At 37.8% G+C, this 18,184-nt stretch carries 20 protein-coding genes; 9 read left to right on the top strand and 11 right to left on the bottom strand.

The window, feature by feature from the left end; translation table 11 throughout:
* Positions 1 to 60: 60 nt before the first annotated feature.
* Positions 61 to 1,602 (top strand): MFS transporter, encoded by a 1,542-nt coding sequence (locus tag EZ444_RS02080; protein WP_225874602.1) that lies wholly within the window; start codon positions 61 to 63, stop codon positions 1,600 to 1,602.
* A 200-nt stretch (positions 1,603 to 1,802) separates the two neighbouring features.
* A complete protein-coding gene (locus tag EZ444_RS02075; protein WP_131606738.1) occupies positions 1,803 to 2,903 on the top strand; it encodes a FecR family protein in 1,101 nt (366 codons plus the stop codon).
* Here the strand turns inward: EZ444_RS02075 and EZ444_RS02070 are convergent.
* Positions 2,891 to 3,820 carry a helix-turn-helix domain-containing protein gene (locus EZ444_RS02070; protein WP_165503496.1) on the bottom strand — a complete coding sequence of 310 codons (930 nt, stop codon included), beginning with the start codon at positions 3,818 to 3,820 and terminating at the stop codon, positions 2,891 to 2,893. The genes EZ444_RS02075 and EZ444_RS02070 overlap by 13 nt on opposite strands.
* A gap of 223 nt (positions 3,821 to 4,043) precedes the next feature.
* On the opposite strand from EZ444_RS02070, the gene EZ444_RS02065 reads away from it, so the two are divergent.
* Both EZ444_RS02065 and EZ444_RS02060 read left to right on the top strand, forming a co-directional pair.
* The gene (locus tag EZ444_RS02065) at positions 4,044 to 4,418 is read left to right on the top strand and encodes a nuclear transport factor 2 family protein (RefSeq protein ID WP_131606735.1); all 375 of its coding nucleotides are present in this window, start codon (positions 4,044 to 4,046) and stop codon (positions 4,416 to 4,418) included.
* A gap of 26 nt (positions 4,419 to 4,444) precedes the next feature.
* Entirely contained in the window at positions 4,445 to 4,969 is a 525-nt protein-coding gene (locus EZ444_RS02060) for a GNAT family N-acetyltransferase (protein ID WP_131606733.1), read from the top strand.
* On the opposite strand, the gene EZ444_RS02055 is transcribed toward EZ444_RS02060, so the two are convergent.
* From EZ444_RS02055 to EZ444_RS02005, 10 genes are all read right to left on the bottom strand, one after another.
* Positions 4,950 to 6,911, bottom strand: a complete 1,962-nt coding sequence (locus tag EZ444_RS02055) for a PAS domain-containing sensor histidine kinase (protein WP_131606731.1) — start codon at positions 6,909 to 6,911, stop codon at positions 4,950 to 4,952. The genes EZ444_RS02060 and EZ444_RS02055 overlap by 20 nt on opposite strands.
* Positions 6,912 to 7,067: 156 nt before the next feature.
* Complete coding sequence (locus EZ444_RS02050; protein ID WP_131606729.1) at positions 7,068 to 8,096, bottom strand: hypothetical protein; 1,029 nt, start codon at positions 8,094 to 8,096, stop codon at positions 7,068 to 7,070.
* A 267-nt stretch (positions 8,097 to 8,363) separates the two neighbouring features.
* Entirely contained in the window at positions 8,364 to 8,966 is a 603-nt protein-coding gene (locus EZ444_RS02040; RefSeq protein WP_131606727.1) for a hypothetical protein, read from the bottom strand.
* An 83-nt stretch (positions 8,967 to 9,049) separates the two neighbouring features.
* The gene (locus tag EZ444_RS02035; protein WP_131606725.1) at positions 9,050 to 9,484 is read right to left on the bottom strand and encodes a carboxymuconolactone decarboxylase family protein; all 435 of its coding nucleotides are present in this window, start codon (positions 9,482 to 9,484) and stop codon (positions 9,050 to 9,052) included.
* Between the two features lie 49 nt (positions 9,485 to 9,533).
* Positions 9,534 to 9,947, bottom strand: a complete 414-nt coding sequence (locus tag EZ444_RS02030; protein WP_131606723.1) for a nuclear transport factor 2 family protein — start codon at positions 9,945 to 9,947, stop codon at positions 9,534 to 9,536.
* A 66-nt stretch (positions 9,948 to 10,013) separates the two neighbouring features.
* The gene (locus EZ444_RS02025) at positions 10,014 to 10,934 is read right to left on the bottom strand and encodes a DMT family transporter (protein ID WP_131606721.1); all 921 of its coding nucleotides are present in this window, start codon (positions 10,932 to 10,934) and stop codon (positions 10,014 to 10,016) included.
* Positions 10,931 to 11,605: an FMN-dependent NADH-azoreductase gene (locus EZ444_RS02020; protein WP_131606719.1), complete on the bottom strand. Its 675-nt coding sequence runs from the start codon at positions 11,603 to 11,605 to the stop codon at positions 10,931 to 10,933. The genes EZ444_RS02025 and EZ444_RS02020 overlap by 4 nt, the downstream gene beginning before the upstream one ends.
* Positions 11,606 to 11,632: 27 nt before the next feature.
* A complete protein-coding gene (locus EZ444_RS02015) occupies positions 11,633 to 12,076 on the bottom strand; it encodes a DoxX family membrane protein (RefSeq protein ID WP_131606717.1) in 444 nt (147 codons plus the stop codon).
* Between the two features lie 103 nt (positions 12,077 to 12,179).
* Positions 12,180 to 12,830 (bottom strand): HD domain-containing protein, encoded by a 651-nt coding sequence (locus EZ444_RS02010; protein ID WP_131606715.1) that lies wholly within the window; start codon positions 12,828 to 12,830, stop codon positions 12,180 to 12,182.
* A gap of 106 nt (positions 12,831 to 12,936) precedes the next feature.
* A complete protein-coding gene (locus EZ444_RS02005) occupies positions 12,937 to 13,809 on the bottom strand; it encodes an AraC family transcriptional regulator (RefSeq protein ID WP_165503495.1) in 873 nt (290 codons plus the stop codon).
* A 100-nt stretch (positions 13,810 to 13,909) separates the two neighbouring features.
* Between EZ444_RS02005 and EZ444_RS02000 the strand changes: the two genes are divergently transcribed.
* The 5 genes from EZ444_RS02000 to EZ444_RS01980 all read left to right on the top strand — a co-directional run bounded on the left by EZ444_RS02000 (position 13,910) and on the right by EZ444_RS01980 (position 18,049).
* Complete coding sequence (locus tag EZ444_RS02000) at positions 13,910 to 14,491, top strand: TetR/AcrR family transcriptional regulator (RefSeq protein WP_131606711.1); 582 nt, start codon at positions 13,910 to 13,912, stop codon at positions 14,489 to 14,491.
* Between the two features lie 58 nt (positions 14,492 to 14,549).
* Positions 14,550 to 15,776, top strand: coding sequence for an MFS transporter (locus EZ444_RS01995; RefSeq protein ID WP_131606709.1), 1,227 nt, complete (start codon positions 14,550 to 14,552; stop codon positions 15,774 to 15,776).
* Positions 15,777 to 15,810: 34 nt separating this feature from the next.
* Positions 15,811 to 16,068: a hexameric tyrosine-coordinated heme protein gene (locus EZ444_RS01990; RefSeq protein ID WP_131606707.1), complete on the top strand. Its 258-nt coding sequence runs from the start codon at positions 15,811 to 15,813 to the stop codon at positions 16,066 to 16,068.
* Between the two features lie 98 nt (positions 16,069 to 16,166).
* Positions 16,167 to 16,769, top strand: coding sequence for an RNA polymerase sigma-70 factor (locus EZ444_RS01985; RefSeq protein ID WP_131606705.1), 603 nt, complete (start codon positions 16,167 to 16,169; stop codon positions 16,767 to 16,769).
* 107 nt (positions 16,770 to 16,876) lie between these two features.
* Positions 16,877 to 18,049, top strand: coding sequence for a FecR family protein (locus EZ444_RS01980; protein ID WP_131606703.1), 1,173 nt, complete (start codon positions 16,877 to 16,879; stop codon positions 18,047 to 18,049).
* The last annotated feature ends 135 nt before the right edge of the window (positions 18,050 to 18,184 follow it).

The following is an 18,184-nucleotide window of genomic DNA, read 5'->3' as shown; positions in this document are numbered from 1 at the left end:
CCTTTTTATCATAGAAATGAACCGAAGGAGTGCGTATTTATCGGTTTACTTTTGTTAAAAATGACCTCAAGAATAAAAACTATGTTTAAAGATAAAAAGAATACACTAACCCTGGCCGCCGTTTGCCTTTCCTCACTGATGTTTGGATTGGAAATTTCAAGTGTCCCGGTATTGCTGCCTACACTCGAAAAATTATTAAGGGGCAATTTCAGTGATGTACAATGGATTATGAATGCCTATACCATTGCCTGCACTACAGTACTGATGGCTTCTGGCACGCTTGCCGATCGCTATGGCCGCAAACTTGTTTTCATGGCCGGGCTTGTGCTTTTTGGTATAACCTCCTTGCTTTGTGGGCTGGCTACATCAATGACACTACTCATCGCCGGACGCTTTTTGCAGGGGCTTGGCGGGGGGATTATGCTGATCTGCCAGGTTGCTATTCTTTCTCATCAGTTCCAGGACGGGCGCGAACGCAGCCGGGCATTTGCTGCCTGGGGTATTGTTTTTGGAATAGGATTGGGGTTTGGGCCGCTAATTGGCGGTCTGATCCTTACATTTTTAAGCTGGAAATGGGTTTTCCTGGTACATGTTCCGCTCAGCTTGCTTACGTTAGGACTTGCATGGGCGGGAGTGCGGGAATCAAGGTCAGCTCAAATACAGCGGCTGGATACCTTAGGTATGGTTAGCCTTTCCATAGCTGTTTTCGGGCTAATCTATTACATTACCCAAGGACCCGCAATGGGGTTTACAAGCGTATACTCCCTGCTGATTCTGGGAGTATCTACAGGGAGTTTTCTAATCTTTTTATATGCAGAAAAGACAAGCGTCCAACCCATGTTTGATTTTACTGTATTCAGGATACGGGACTTTTCCGGTGCTATCATCGGCTCTATAGGCATGAACTTTTGTTTTTGGCCTTTCATGATCTACCTTCCTATCTATTTTCAGGGCGTTTTGGGATACAGCAGCCTTTTGGCTGGTACGGTGTTGTTGGCTTATACGCTGCCCACATTAGTGGTTCCACCACTGGCCGAGCGATTATTGCTGAGATATCGTCCTGGTATCGTTATCCCATTGGGGCTTTTTATCATCGGATTGGGATTTATATTGATGTGGTTTGGCATTTATGCTGCACATTTCGGAACTTGGACTATGATGCCCGGCATGCTGTTGTCTGGCATCGGATTGGGGCTCTCTAATACTACTGTTACGAATACCACTACAGGCGCTGTGAGTCCTGACCGTGCAGGTATGGCTTCGGGGATAGACATGAGTGCAAGACTGATCACCCTGGCAATCAATATCGCTTTGATGGGGTTTTTGTTAAGTAAAGGTGTGTTTATGCATTTAAAGGTTGCATTTGCAGGAACTTTTGATAACCTTCAGCTCCATTCAGCGGCCGAAAAAATCGCAGTAGGTAATTTTGCGGGCCTTCTGGAAAAAATCCCTGGGATTATAACTTTAGACCCAAGTGGTGAGGTAACACATGATGCATTGGCTGGTGGTTTTCAATTGCTGACTTTGTTCAGTGGAATTGGGGTCGTTTTCCTGGCATTGGTTAGTTTCTTTATATTTAAGCCGGGATCACAGAATAAGTAATGCCATGGCATTTGGTGCGGAGTAGATCAACTATTATTATGAATAAAAAGAATACAGGTGAAATCTTAGCGGCTTTATGTTCATTTCAAGTCCAGAAAGTCACTTTTTACACATAATCTGTTGATCTTCAAATTTTAACCGAAAAATGTAGGGTCTTCAATTTAAAAGAATTTATATATTTTTGAATCGAATTGCCAAGTTTGAATTCACAAGCGCTCTATCGGCAAGGGAAAATGAAGCCTAAGCAAGAAGTAAAAGAAACGTCTAAATCATCTCTCAAATTGAAGAGTTCGTATTTCAAAGCAGCATTGGTTATTGCGATAATTATAACCCTTGGAATGTTATTTTTTAAACGCTCGGCTAAATTTATTCCGGTCGAAAATGAGCGTAGTTCTGAACATGAATTTGCTTCTATCACCCTATCTAGTGGCGAAAAGGTAGTTCTTAATGATGAAAAATCAGGAGTTATTCTCGATGGCAGTCAGTTTAAATATAACGATGGCTCGATTATAAATAGAAACAAAACAAAACAATTCTTTTTTGATAAGCCCTTTTCAGAAATTTTGCTGGAGAAGCAGGCGTTTGCGGTAATTATGTCTCCGGCTAAAAGGATGTACCGGGTAGCGTTACCAGACAGCACTAAAGTCTGGTTAAGAGCAAATTCAAGCCTAAAGATTCCTTCAGATTATAATCAATCTGACAAGCGAATAATTCAACTGACCGGAGAAGCATATTTTGACGTCCCAATTAAAATAGCTTCTTCAACAGAAATGAAGAACGTGCCATTTGTAGTCTTAACAAATAATCAGAAAATAGAGACATTTGGAACAAAGTTTAATGTAAGTGCATACTCAAATGCTAATCACGTGAAAACTACTTTATTGGAAGGGGAATTGAGGCTTAGTTCTTTGGTGAATAAATTATGGTTATCTGTAGATCAAGTAGTTGCAGACCCATTTGAAAGTGTTTCAGCTGGGCAGCCGATCATGCTCAAACCAAATCAACAAGCAAATTTGATAGATTCAAAATTCTATATTGAGACTGTTGTCGCTGAAGAAATAGTTGCCTGGAAAGATGATGAGTTTGTATTCAGAAACACATCTTTGGAAAAGATTATGGATGTAATTTCTGGATGGCATAATATTAAAGTCGTTTATAAAACCGAACGCAGTAAGCATATTTTATTGGGTGGGGAAATATTTAAGAACCAGTCATTATCTACGGTCCTTAAGGGCTTGTCTTTAGCAGTTAAAGTAAACTTTAAGATTGTTGGGAATAAAATAATCGTTTACGGCTTATAATGCGAGTTTTTTCCTGATAAATAGTCTTTTGAGGGATGGGTACTTCTGAGCTTTTTTGGGATTTCACCGACATAGCTTTTAAAAGCCCTACTAAAATAATGAGGCTCTTTGTATCCACATAAAATAGCAATGTCTTTAATTGGTTTATCAGTTGTTAGCAGTAATTCTACAGCGTATTCAATTCGAAGTTTTATAACTTGTTCATGAACAGGTAAACCAAAGGCCATTTTAGATAAACGATCCATTGTTCTGATGGAGAGCATCAAATTTTGAGCTAGTTTACTTGCGCTATCAACTTTAGAAGTTGTAAAATTTGCTAAAATGTACGCTTTGATCCTGGAGGCAGAATCCTGTTGATAAATGGTCGTTAATACTTTTCTCTTAATATTGCTGTAGTATTTATCAATACATTCATCAATAAGATAGTAACCATCGTCGTCAACACCATTGAATATTGAACTATTTAGCAATTTAATTAAACGGCGGGGTATGCTAACCTGTGTTAGGTTGATTTTCTTATTTGTTCGATTATAATAAGATGAAAGTATAATTTCAAACTCCGGCATTTTTCTGCATCGATACATGAACCAGTCTGGCTTAAAATTGATTAATATTATTGTATTCATACCTTCATGAGCAATTTTCCGATATTTTCCTGGAGGATGGTAAGTTAAATAACAGGTTGACTTATTAATATTTACGAGCATATAGAACGAGGGGGAGGTTACTGAGATATCGATCAAAACTTTTTTAGAGAGTGAACCTTCAAACATTTCTACATTTGCGAAGTAGAAGGAGTTGGATCGAACAACCAAAGTTCCCTCATTCAAATGATATTTTTTTAAGTTGGTATTTAAAAGCGGTTTGTCAGACTTAGCTGTTAAATCAGAAAGGATTTCAGATTTAATCGGATCCAAGTGAATAACGATATTCGAGCGCATTTTTGTCCCAGTTTGTTTTGAGCGAAAGGTGATTTAATTAAGATTCTATATATTAAGTCAATCTTTAAGCGGGTAAAAACAACAATTAGGGGATGCAAAAATAAATTAAGATTAGGGTTATACAAATAAAGATAGAATTAACCTGTCATTAAAAACCAATACCACTTGCTTTTGTTATATCTAGTCAAAACCCTATATTATGGAAAATAAAATTCTTGAACTTGAAAAAAAGTATTGGAAAGCAATGGAAACCCGTGATTTTGATACTGTAAGAAGTCTTACCCGTTTCCCCTGCATCGTGGCTGGTAAGGATGGGATAAGAAGTGTGGATGAACCTTCTTTCAAAAAAATGTTTGATTCGGGAGCCGGAAACCAGTTGAAAGTAGTGGATATTTCTGATGCGGAAAGCGAAATCATAGCTGAAGATACTGCGGTTTTAGCCTACCTTGTAGAATTAGAATATAGCATGGAAGGTCGGAAATCTTCAGGAAAATGCGCATGTACATCGACCTGGGTTAAGGTAAATAAAAATTGGGTTTGTGCCATGCATACAGAATCTGATTTAAGAAAATAAGAGATGAATATGGTTATATATATAAGATGATTATTGAAACTGAGAGGCTTTATTTTAGAGAATTATTAGAAACTGATATTAGAGGTGTTTTTAGTTTGGATTCTGACCCTGAAGTGCATCAGTATTTAGGGGGGAATCCAATTGAAAGTGCCCAACAAGCTCTAAATGCTATAAAATTCATTAGACAACAGTACATTGACTATGGAGTGGGCCGTTTAGCAATAATTGAAAAAGAAACCAATAGTTTTGTTGGATGGGGCGGTTTTAAATTAATTACTGATTTAACTAATGGGCATAAGAACTATCATGACTTAGGATATAGATTTCTAAAAACGGCTTGGGGAAAAGGTTATGCCACTGAATCTTCAAAAGCAACAGTAGAATATGGTTTTAATAAACTTAAGCTTCCAGTAATTTATGCTATGGCTGATAGAGGTAATTTGCAATCCCGAAAAGTTCTAAAAAAATGTGGTTTTATAGAAAAAGGGTTATTTGATTATGATCTCGTCCCACATTATTGGTATGAACTTTTTAATCAATCGGGAGTGTAAACCAAAAACTACTACCATTTCCAAGCTCGCTTTCTGCTCCAATTTCCCCATCATGTTTTTTAATAATTTCTGACGATATATATAAGCCAAGGCCTAAACCTGAATATTGGCTCCGACTTTTATCGCCTCTGTAATAACGGTTAAACAAATGGGGGATCTGGTCTCTTGGTATTCCTGGGCCCTTGTCTATTACAGAAACCTTTGCTTTGTTTTTTATTTTTTGAATATCAACAATAATCTCTTTAGACTCTGGGGCATAGTTTCTGGCATTATTTACAAAGTTTATGATCACCTGATCGATTCTATGAGGATCTGCATATACCTTCAAATTCAGGTCTCCTGTGGCTTTAATACTATATATGCCTTCAATTTTGAGGTGATTGCAACAGTCTTCTATCAGTTCAGAGATGGTAAACCAGTTTTTTTTTATATAAAGTTCCCCCTGATTTAACTTACTTGCAATTAGCAGGTCATCGACAAGAATGTTGATTTTATCCAAACTTCTAGAAGCCTTTTCAATTAGAGTGGGCAAGAAATCTGTTTCTGGATGTTTCTGGAGTCTGGTAATTAATTGCATAAAAGCAGATAAGCTGGTGATTGGTGTTTTTAGTTCATGACCAGCAATACTAACAAAATCGTCCTTTTGTTGCTGAAGTTGTTTTAGGTCATGAATATCGGTGGCCGTTACAATCCAAAGGCCAACGATCCCATCTTCTTGAACTGGTTGCATTCGGTTTAAATGCCAACGGTAGGTCCCTTCAGCGCTGCGATATCTGTTTTCAAATTCTCCTCCTTCATGACCTGATCTAATCAAATTATATTTGCGAAGTGTTTCATGTAGGTCATCTGGATGAATCACTTTGAGCCATTTGCTGCCGTATGCTTCAGTGGGATTAAGACCTGTATAATCATACCAACGTTTGTTAAAATAAGTCATTTTTCCCTTGATTGTACTGGTCATTGCCATTTGAGGAAGTGCATTGATCAAAGCCCGAAATCGCTTTTCACTTTTTTCGACTCGTAACTTTGCCTTCACTTGTTCCGTTATTAGATTGGCTACCAGCATTATTCTGTCAGTTTTACCTTTTGAATTTTTCAAGGGCTGATAGACAAGGTTTGAGTAGACTTCCTCTGTTTTATGACTGTGTATCAGAAAAACTTTCACTTCATTTCCATAGTATGGAGTTCCGCTGGTGTAAACTTCATCCATGATCTCGAGAAAACCTTGGCCTTCTAACTCAGGTATGGCTACCTTAAGTGGTTTACCTATAATCGTAGCATGTTTACCCCAAACTTCAAGCATTTTCTCGTTTACCGTTTCAATAATTAGCTCTCTTCCTTTAAATACTGCGATGGCCACAGGTGCATCTGCAAGTAGCGATCGAAATCTGGCTTCTCGTTCTGCAAGTTGTCTTAATGTATCGTAAATCTGATGTTCAGATTTTTTTTGGCTATTAGATTCGTAAAAGGTAACCAATAGTCCACAAACCTTTCCCTCGAGATCATAGAGTTGGCTGCAATTAAAAACCCAGAAACTATTGGCAGGATGTCCGTCCTGTTGTTTTGGGATCAATTGGTCTTCCTGCTCCAACATTTTATCACCGGCCATAGCCATCTCGATACTGGGTTCTATTGCGAGCCAGACTTCCGGCCAGCAGTCCTGGGCTCTCGCCCCTAATGCTTTAGGGTGTTTGTTTAATTTTTCGAGGGTTGTTTTATAAGTGTCATTATAAAATTGAATAAGCTGAGGACCCCACCATAGAAACATTGGAAATTTTGATCTTAGAATAATGTCCAATGCCGTTAGTAAATTTTGCGGCCAGGTATCGGCATTACCTAAACTAGTGTTAGACCAATTGGCCGAATATATTAGATTGCCCATTTCCCCGGCTTCTTTTAGATGCGCGAGATAATCAAAAGATGATTTGCTATGAACTGGCATAATAAAAATCTTTTAGAACGGGTCATGTAGCGTTTGGCGTTACTTTTGTCATTCGTTGGTGTCAACATTCAGCACTGCAAAATGTTTTATAAAATATTCACCTTTTTATCATGAAATAATTGTGATCCTGCAGTTACTTAGGATTCACAAAAACAATTATTTGCAGTATTTAAGTAAAAGTTCATTTGCCGTTTTATTACCCATGAGTTGTATTTTAGTCCAGTCTGCACATGCCCCCTTCAAGTTTCCTAATATTTGTTTGCAGATTCCTCGATGGTATAGATTTTCTACCTCATCAGGCCTTACTTCTAGTGCTCGGTCGTAATGATATAATGCAAGTTCGTAGTCTTTATTATTATAGGCAGTGTTGGCCTTTTGAGAATCGAAATATGATGGTAACGTCTGTTCAGAAGTGAGATATTTTAATGATTGGTTCATCAGTACCGTAACAGTTTTGCCATTGTGCTGAGCTGGCTTCCACATGTTCCTGGCTGAATTAAAGGCTTTGATATATTCGGCGTCATATTTTGGATTGATTCCTTGGATAATTCTAAGACTGTCAGGATGGCCATCTGGATCAATGATAAAAGTAGATAGGAGTTCTCCACTCTTGACATCCATCTTTTTTTTACGGATCAGTTCGTACATATAGGATTGAAAAGACGATCCCTTAAATTGAGCGTAGATTTTTTGTCCGGATTTATAAACGGTATCTGTTCCTTTGATGCTGAAAATGTCATTTGGACTGAGTAGCGTGTTGTTTTGGATGAATTGTTCCTTATAAAGCGTGTATTTGATTGCCCATGGATCCTCTAATGATCCACTTGCAGAGCTACTAATGAGCACCAGTTTGTCTGCATTATTCTCCATAATCTTCAGTGTATTCATAACTGATCCTACTTCACTTTTAATAATTAAGTGGTTTCCACTAATTGCAAATAGGTAAGGGGTTCCCTTTTCGTAATAGACGCCTGAAATGCCAATTTGATCTTGATTACTGAAAGTATATTTGAGGTAGGTATACTTAAGAATATTATCCTCGGGAAGCTCATCTCCACTTAAGTAATTGACCTTCGTAGCAACATAAGAGCCGTTTAATTTTACCTGGGCATGGCTAGCCTGTACATAAAGTGTTAAAGCAATGAATATGAGAAAGCGGAACGGAGAGTTTGTTGTAAATTTCATTAGAGCATATAAACCATAAATATAACATTTAGGTTCAATACTCATACATTTGACCAGACTGCCAATTCATTTCCTGCGGGGTCGAGGAAATGAAATCTTCTTCCCCCTGGATCGCTTACTTTCTTTCTCAATTCACTAATTCTGGAGCCTAATGTATTTATGAAAATGAATACATCCTCATTATATTCTCCTAATAAATAACTTTGGGTGTAATTTAAATAGCTATTATTCTAATTTCGTATATTTCGTGATATATAGTTTCCAGAATTACATTTGGAAACTATAACCGAGCATAGTCCTAAATACTTTTTGCTCGTGGTCATAGGCCGGCATGATCCATATCGTTGACTGAAGCTTAGGGATCGTGTACCTAAGGTTAGGACCAAGTCCGTGATAACGCCAATCCATAATACCCAAACTGATTTTTTCTGAAAATTGATGGAACATATTGACTTTATATAAGTAGTTATTATTACCATTTCCCCGTTCACCAAGTATCAGGAAGGATGTTTTTCCCTGTTTCCACCATACACTTGCTGAATATCTAGGAGAACTTTGTCCATGCTCAATACCTGCATAGCCCGAGAAACTTAATGATTTAATTGGTGAATAGGATAGTCCTATTAAAGCCTGGCTCCACTTTTCGCGAATAAGTCCAAAAAATACTACGGCAAAATGATTACTTATTTTTTTGCTTCCTGCGTAATTTATGACAGGCTCAACTGATCCGTCCTTATTAAACTTACCGTAGAGTTCCAATTGTGCCTGTGCTAACATAGGTAGCCCTAACATGAAGATTCCAATGATAATCTTTGCACGAAATTTTTTGGGATAAGAAAAACATATCGCTAATGCGCTATTATTTGGCATGGTAAGAAGGATAAATAGAAACTGCTCCTATTATTGGAGCAGTCTTCATCTGAAAAAATATATAATATTCTTAAGTTATAAGCCTAACCAGGTATTAGCTGAGTCGCTATTCCTATTCTATTCCATGCATTGATAGTTATAATAGCTAGGATAACTTGGGCCAAATAGCTTTCTCCCAATGCTTCTAAGGCCTCAGTATAGGTTTGGTCCCCAACGTGATTACTGATCAGCGTCACTTCCTCCGTTAAAGCCAGGATGGCGCGCTCGTCTTTGGTAAAAAATGGCGTATCACGCCATGCATTGAGCGCATATATGCGCTGTTCTGTTTCACCCGCCTTACGTGCGTCTCTGGTATGCATATCTATACAAAATGCACATCCATTTATTTGTGATGCCCTAATTTTTATCAAATCTTTGTGGGTCCTGGTTAATGGTGTACTTTCGATGAATTTTTCTAAGCCCAAGATCGCTTTGTAACCTGCTGGTTCTACTTGGTCAATTTTAATACGTGTTTCCATTTTTATCTTTAATTATATGTGTAATTAGATGCTAATCTATTTGAATGATTTAAAATGCTTTTTCAATTTCAGGTGTATCCTCAAGCATTAAGAATTTTGTGATTTTTCCCTCTTTAATTGTGAATCTTTGACAAAAAGTGGTAGTAAATCTTTTACCAGTCATCTTTACTTTTCTCGACATAGTACCAAAAACGGCAGCTTCATAACCATCGATAAAGATATGATCAGGTGTTAGTTCATCATCGCCGTCAACGTGAGCATCAAAAAGTAGTTGCAATGCTTTATGAATAGCTGATTTTTCAGTTTGTTTTCCTGTCCAGGGAAGGCGTGCTGATTTAACGATGTACCAGTCGATATCTTCTGATAGTAGTGAAATAATTGAATTGGCATTTTTCTCAGAAACATTTTTATAAAACTCGTTGAGAATTTCTTGTGTTTGTATATTTATTTCAGTTGTCTTCATCTTAGTTTTTATTAATTAAAATTGATTACTATTCTTAATAGTGTAAACTTAAAAAGTTATTAGTTGTCAATTACATTCCAGTTTTGAAAGATGATCTGGCCCAGATTTGTTTTTTAAATTCATCACACCAACAGCAATCAGGATTAAAATGACGCCAAACCATTGCAAAGGGCTAACGTTCTCCTTTAATAGGAGACTGGCAGCCAAAACAGCAACCGGAATTTCGACAGAGGAAAGGATAGCACCAAGCCCTATGCCTGTTAATGGCATGCCAGCGGTAAACAATAAGGGAGGTAGTACCGTTCCAAATAAGGAGATTAACAATCCCCAACTATAAAATATATGGTAGTTAAAATCGCTGTTTAGCGACGAATGGTAGACGATACATATAATTACAAGGCCTCCTAATATCATATAAAGACTTCTTTGGTAGGGAGAATATTGCGGCTTGATATTTTTAGTGGAGTACATCGTAGCCGTATAACACAAAGCTGCCATCATACCCCAGAGGACGCCTTTCCAATTTAGATCAACGGATTGTCCCAGTAAATTTGTGGCTATAACTGAGCCAATGATTACCATGATGGCAGCTACAATCTTGTTAAGATCAGGAATCTTTTTGGTGATTAACATCTCGAGTATAATACCCATCCACACAGTCTGCATCAGCAGAACAATGGCGAAACTTACTGGTATATGTATAACCGCCAAATAGTAAAATATACTGGTTAAGCCAAGGGATGTTCCTGCAACCATTAATTTCAATTTACTTGTGAATGGAAGCTTGGTCTCAGCTACCTGGTTTCTCTTAATATTTCTGAAAACATTCACAATGAAGAGCGTAATGAACCCTATTCCAAATTGAGATAAAGTCACTTCTGCTGTATTGTAACCTTCTAAATAAGCCTTTTTTACATAAATTCCTAACATTCCATAGCAGGAAGCACCCAAAAATATCAGTATACTCCCTTTCAATTTACCATTCATGACAAACTGAGTTTCTGATTAATTAACGTTCTTAGTTGTTCACGAACGTTCAATATTTCTTCGGTTAAATCGTTACTTTCTCTCGAGGTCCCATTTATAGCTAATTCATCGACATCATGGATTCCCATGATGCCAAAAACCATTTTTAGATAGCTGCTTTGAAAATTCATGTGTGCATTTCTTTCTCCTTTTTCATAACCTTGGCTACCTCTGGAAAGTAAGAGTATTAAGCTTTTATTCTCGAGCAAGCCTCTATAAGGTTGATCACCTCTCTGCAGATTTCTGGTGAATGTTTCATTAAACCGCATGATATTGTCTATATATGCTTTAAGCGTACTTGGGATCGACCAGTTATACATCGGGGATGCAAGTACGATAATGTCTGCATCATGCAATTCCTTTATATAAATATCGCTCCATTTAAGCATCTCCCTTTCATTTTCACTTCGATTTTCGGGGGATTTGAGGTTCGCATCAATCCACATTTGGTCGATATGGGAAATCTCACTCTCGCTGAAGTCGCGATATTGAATTTGGTGGGCAAAACCTGTCATTTTCCAATATTCAATGAATGTATCGCTAAGGCTTCTACTAACTGAGTTTTTTGTATTGGCACTTGCATTAATTACTAAAATCTTTTTCATTGCTTTAGGATAATTTATCGTAGACAACTCCTATAAGTTTTAACACGCTTAATTTTAGTTACTTTTATGAAGTAGGTTATCAATACTCCATTTGTAAATTGGAATGTATGATAACAAAAGACTAGCAGCAGAGGCTGTAAATACGCCAAAATTTATTGGTTTTTGTATTCCGACAGATGTCGTCATAAATAAAATGAATGTAAAGGTGAGCAGGGAGCTTCCAATTGCAGCATATTTTGTTTTAAAGCCAATAATCAAAAGCACTGCAATGGTGAATTCTGAGAAAGTAGCTATTCCTCCCATTACATCTACCATCGGTCTACTTAAATATGGCATCAAGGTAGATGTATAATTAATAAAGTTATCCCAATTGCCCCATTCAATATTTCCAGTCCCGATAGGACCTAGAATACCTAACCTGTCTAATACTGGAGTTAGAAATGTGATGCCTAGTGCTCCTCTTAGGAGTAACTGCGGTACTTTAAATGAATTTTCCATAAATTATATCTTTTGTTTATGCAAATCTAATGTCATTCAAAGTCGTATTACTATTCCAGTTTAATCATAACAGATGGCCCAGAGCCGATCTGTTATGAATTTCCTATTCTTTCCATGGGGAGTGTAAGATGCAGTCACAGAAGTTTTTACGATGGAAATTTGGGATCATATAGGCGCAAACGTCCGCCTTGATGTTTCCAAAGGTCGTCTCGGTTTTATGCTCAAATCCACTAAAAAAAGTTGGGATAATATTTTTTTTGAAATCGTTTCTCGGGAAGGCTGTGACGATTTCAATTCTGTTTTCTTCGCTGAGGTTTTCATATCCTTCTCCCATAACATCCAGACCTACACCAGAATACATTAGGGCTACCTCCGGTTCTTTATGCTCTGCAATACCTATAGTGGTATGTAGTGCGATGGTGTCCCAAACCAATTGCAAAGATTCTTTTGGTAAGCCATGGCTTTTGAGGAAATCGCGGGCAGCATTGGCGCCGTCTACTTCGAAACGTAAGTCAGGACTGCTGTAGTGTTTTGTCAAACCCAAATCGTGAAAAACTGAACTGACATACAACAATTCCTGGTCGTATTTCAGTTGCTTTCTTTGACCATTTAAAGAGGAGAACAGAAATACCCTTAGAGAATGATTGTAAATGAATTCTGTTCCGTGTTCCAGTAAAAGTTCTGTAGCCTGGTTGGCGATTTTGCTGTCAGGGATACTTATCCCGGCAACTTTTTTTAATTGATGAACTGACATATTTTTTTGTTTTCCCAAAATTACTGCTGTCTGAGGAATAGGAAATGTCAAATTCGGTTCATCACATGCAAATAGCTGTGATGTATTGGATAATAGCTGAGATTCATTACGAACCTATGATCATAAAATGGGCTCGATATTCTTTGGGAGATATCTGTACGTTCTTTTTGAAAAAATGACTGAACTGTTCCGCGGAACTGAAGTTGAGCTCAAATGCTATTTCTTTTATTGGTCTGGCAGAAAACTGTAAAGATCGCTTTGCCTCTGTAATCAGATGCGCGTTGATTAGTTCCTTAGCTCCTCTGCCGCTGGAGTTTTTTGACACATCAGTCAGTTTTCGAACGGAGATACCTAAAAGTTTAGCGTAGTCCGTTACCTCATGTGAGGTTTGATAATGTTCGTTTATTAAGGAGATAAATTGTTGGTAGATCTTATTTTCATGACTTTCGAACGCGTTTGAAATGGCAATATTCACATTGGCGATTTTGATCATGATAATTTTCAGATAAGCAGCCATTGCATCTAATTTATTGATGTATGCATTTTTACTGTATTCACCGAGCAAGGATTGAAAAAGAACATTAAGCTCCTGGAAGTCATTTGCTGTTAATCGAAGGGATTGATTGGCAGATGTGTTGTTGAACAATACTGCTTTACAATTGTTTGCACTTTGCGGAGCCCTTTCCCAGAAACAGTCGCCAAAACTTAGTTCATATCCTGTAAATTCAGCTCCTTGCTGAAAAGCAATGACCTGACCTTTAGCAATCAGAAAAAGTTCTGCCGAAGAAATTTTAAAAATATGCTCATCTATTTTTAGGGTTCCAATACCAGAAGTGATAAGGATTATCCGATGATAAGCAAGGCGTTGGACCCTGACCTTATCAAATGCTTTTTCCTTCAAAAAGTGTATCGAAAACGAATCTTTGATGTCTTTTTCGATATCAATCGGTTCTGCTAGATGAGGATTGGTACTTCTCATAACTTTTAAATTATGCCGCCAGACAATTTTACAATACAAAGATATAAAACATTTTGTAAAATAGACCGAATGGTTTATTTTTGCTTTGTAATATTTTAACATGAATAAGGCAGAACGAACCAGAAGATTTATTATCGAAAAATCTGCTTCTATTATTAATAGAAAAGGAATGGCAGGTACCTCACTTAGCGACATTATGGAGGCAACGAAATTGGCTAAGGGGGGAATTTATGGGAACTTTGAAAATAAAGAGGAGATCTGTATGGAGGCTTTTCTTTATTTGACTGAGACGCTTGCCCGGCGTCTGGATGGAGCGGTTAATTTGGGTAGAAATGCAAAGGAGAAATTCCACAACTTACTGGAGGCTTACAAAGGAAATAAAGATGTCGAAGGAGGCTGCCCGATCTTGAATTTCGGTGTGGAAGCTGATGATACACATCCTAATATGAAAGTTTATGTAAAAAAGGCAATCAATTCCTCTCAGAAGCGAATTTTAAATATTATTTCGGATGGTATAGCTAATGAGGAGATATCTTCAACTGTAAATCCGAAGAATTTTAGTGTCAAAGTTTTTGCCATGATTGAAGGTGCTATTTTGTGCAGGAGGGTTGTAGAGAATGATGAGCAAATGAGGATCGTTATGGATTCAATCTGGGAGGAATTTGAATCTTTTTTAAAGTAATTTTTTTTGTCAATGAAAAGACCGATTGGTCTATTAATACATTAATCACTGAAAAACAATGAGAACATTAAAAGAAAATCACCAGGGCTTTAGCACAATACTAGCCATGTCACTGATTCCATTATCAGGGTTTGCAACAGACATCTATCTGCCTTCGCTGCCGGCCATGGCAAAAGATCTACATGTTTCAGCGTCAGCAATCCAGCTTTCTTTGGTGTTATTTATGTTTAGCACAGGGATAAGCCAGATTTTTATTGGGAGTATTCTGGATAGTTTTGGACGGTTTAAGATCAGTATAATCTCACTTGCAGTTTTTTCACTGACTAGTTTCGTCATCGCAATCGTACCCAATATCTATGTGATTTATGCGATGAGAATTATTCAGGGGATTACCATTGCCTTTATTGTGGTGGGCAAACGGGCCTATTTTGTGGATATCTTTTCTGGAGAAAAATTAAAGAGCTATATTAGTTTATTTGCCATTATCTGGGCTTGCGCACCCATTATGGCACCGTTTGTAGGGGGCTATCTGCAAAGTATCTTTGGCTGGCGTTCCAATTTTTATTTCCTGGGCGGCTTGTCACTACTGTTTCTGATTTTAGAACTGATCTATAGTGGGGAATCTTTGAAACATTTTCAACCTTTTAAAATGAAATCGATTTTACAGACCTATGGTGGGATGTTAAAAACGGCTGATTTTTCGCTGGGCTTGCTGATTATTGGTAGTTGCTTTGGACTGGTTGTTATTTACAGTTTGTCCAGTCCTTTTATTATCGAACGTGTGTTTGGCTATTCATCAGTGACTACCGGGTACAGCTCATTGTTGTCGGGATTGTCTATTATGACTGGTGGAATCATTGCCAAATCGCTTCTTAAAAAATCTTTGGTCAAAAAAATAGTAACGGCCTTGGTTTTTCAGGTCAGTTTAGTTTTACTTATGATATTTACCGTGCCCATTGGTACTAATATTTATACTTTAATAGGTTTCACGATTGGAATTCATATGAGTGGTGGATTTATTTTCAATATTATATATGGTTATTGTCTGAGTCGATTTTCGCGAAATGCAGGGGTAGCAAGTGGACTTACTGGCGGAGCTACTTATATGGTCAGTTCTGTATTCAGTTATGGTTTCGCAAATTTATATGCTGTTAAAAGCCAATTTCTGCTTGGGGTGGCGAATATATCTCTAATCCTGCTGATTGGCCTGCTGTTTATTGCTTTTAATGGCCGCCGGAAAAATTATCTCTCCGCGCAGCTGAAAGATGCAGTAGCGGTATCATAATTATTATCAATTTAAACACTTAAAATTACAAATCATGTCTGAATCTATTCAATTAATTCCTAACGGTTCTCTCATTACCGCCACCCCTGAAGAAGGAAGACAGCTCGCTGTTAAAATGGCGAGGTTGATCATCAAAGCCACTCAGCCTGATGCGGCGATCAGGGAAAGGTTAAGGCCTTTATACGCAGAGGATCCGGCACTGCTAATCGCTATCGGCCAGACCGTAGCTATAGAATTCACTACTATCGCGGCAGCCAATAATTGTTGGAAGAAAGCGGACCAGCTGAAATAAACTTTTAATCCCGTTTTCCTGAAAATATCAAAATCGATGGGAGATTAATGATTGCCGATATTTATTTTTAGTTTTGCGGAGCAGACCTTTAAAGATTCATGGAGCTAAAAGCCGTAAAAGACGCAAATTATTGGATGGAGGCACTTCAAAGGGAAGATCAGAAAGCTCTGGGATATTTCTTTGATTTGCATTACAAGTCTTTGTGTTATTTTGCATGTAGGCTCGTTCAGGATGATGTTGAGGCTGAGGATATTGTTTCGGCCTGCTTTGTCAAACTTTGGGAATCTGAGCGAAAGGTTGTAACGGCAGAAAGCGTGAAGGCTTTCTTGTATATTGCTTGCCGGAATGCCTGTTTTGATTACCTTAAACACCTCAAAGTAAAATCTACTGTCCAGGAAGTCTATTTCAAACAATTGGAGCAGGGCGAGGAGACTATTTTAAATAATATTATCGAGACAGAGGTCCTTGAGATGCTGGTGGCTGAAATTGAACTGCTACCGGAGAAATGCCGTGAGGTTTTTAAGATGATTTATTTCGGGCATAAAAAAACAGATGAAATTGCAAAACAGCTTGATCTTTCTCCCAAAACTGTTCGCAATCACAAAGCGAAAGCTATCGGGCTGCTTAAAAGTGCAATCCTGAAAAAAGGGGTTTCTCACACCTTTTTTCTCGCTTTTCTGCTCTTTCTGGATCGACGCTAAAATTAATTTGATTTTTATTTTCAGGTTGAATGGGCATTCGTATAGGTACAATCGTATCTATATCAATTGACATTAATAAATAGTGGGGTATAAAATCAGACTAAACTATGCTTGAAAAAGAATTTCATATCTCCAGGTTAATTAAAGCGCATTTAAAAGGAGGATTGAATGCTATGCAGGAGCTAGAACTGAATGCTTGGCTTGAACTGTCTGAGGATAACCGCCGACTTTTCAATGATTTTAATCTGGAGCAGGAAGTCCGTAATAAGATCAACAAATATGAGTCTGCAAATAAAGCTGCGATATGGAGTAAAACCATGAGCCGCCTCAATGGTCATAAACCATTGAAATCAACCACACCACTTTGGTATAAGTTAACAGCAGCAGTAGCAGCTGTGGTTATAATTCTATCCAGTATCTATTTCTTTTCGTCCAACGATGGAATACTGGAACAAGTAGATTATGTTAATGATGTGCTACCAGGGAAATCAAGTGCGACACTTACACTTGGTAACGGGGATAAAATTAGTTTAGAGCAAGCTATTAATGGTAAGATCGCTCAGGATTCTGGTATCATTATCACTAAGACGGCTGATGGGGGAATCATTTATCAAACAGATAAGAACAGCTTAAAATCGTCTCAGGAAATAAATACACTCTCTACAGGCAGAGGACAAACGTACATGTTAACTCTGCCTGATCATTCCAAAGTCTGGATGAATGCTTCTTCAAGTCTGACTTATAGTATGGGTTTATTACAAAAAGGAGTACGTCTCATAAAACTAGAGGGAGAAGCATATTTCGAGGTATCCAAGGACAAAATGCATCCATTTATAGTGGAGAGCAATGGGCAGCAGGTGAAAGTTTTGGGTACACATTTTAACATCAGTTCTTACGCGGAGGATGAGGCCACTCAAACCACTTTGCTGGAGGGAAGTGTGGAGGTCAGGAATAAATTGAACATCAGGATTCTTAAGCCTAACCAGCAGGCTAGATATGCCGCAGGGGATATCCAGATCAAAAATGTCAATGCCGAATCATTTGTAGATTGGAAAAATGGCGTTTTTTCATTTGAAAATGAAAGTCTGCAATCGATCATGCGTAAAGTGGCCAGATGGTATGATGTAGAGGTGGTTTATCAGGGGACTGAAGAAGAAACTCAGACTTTTTCGGGGACAGTGTCCAAATCGTCAAATGTTTCCAAAGTGCTTAAAACATTCAATGACAGCAGCGATCTTAAATTTAAAATAGAAGGAAGAAAAATTTTTATCAGCCGATAGGCGATTAACTGAATCATCATGGAGACTAACCGACTCCTGTCATAATAAATACTTAATCAACTAAACGAATGAAACACACCAAATTAAAAAGAGATCCTTAATGCCAGGGAAGAGCACACCAATGACAAGGTGTGA

This window comes from Pedobacter hiemivivus (assembly GCF_004331685.1).
Classification (GTDB): Bacteria; Bacteroidota; Bacteroidia; order Sphingobacteriales; family Sphingobacteriaceae; genus Pedobacter; species Pedobacter hiemivivus.
The sequence above is the reverse complement of the archived record's forward strand: the minus strand, read 5'-3'. Positions and strand labels throughout refer to the sequence as shown.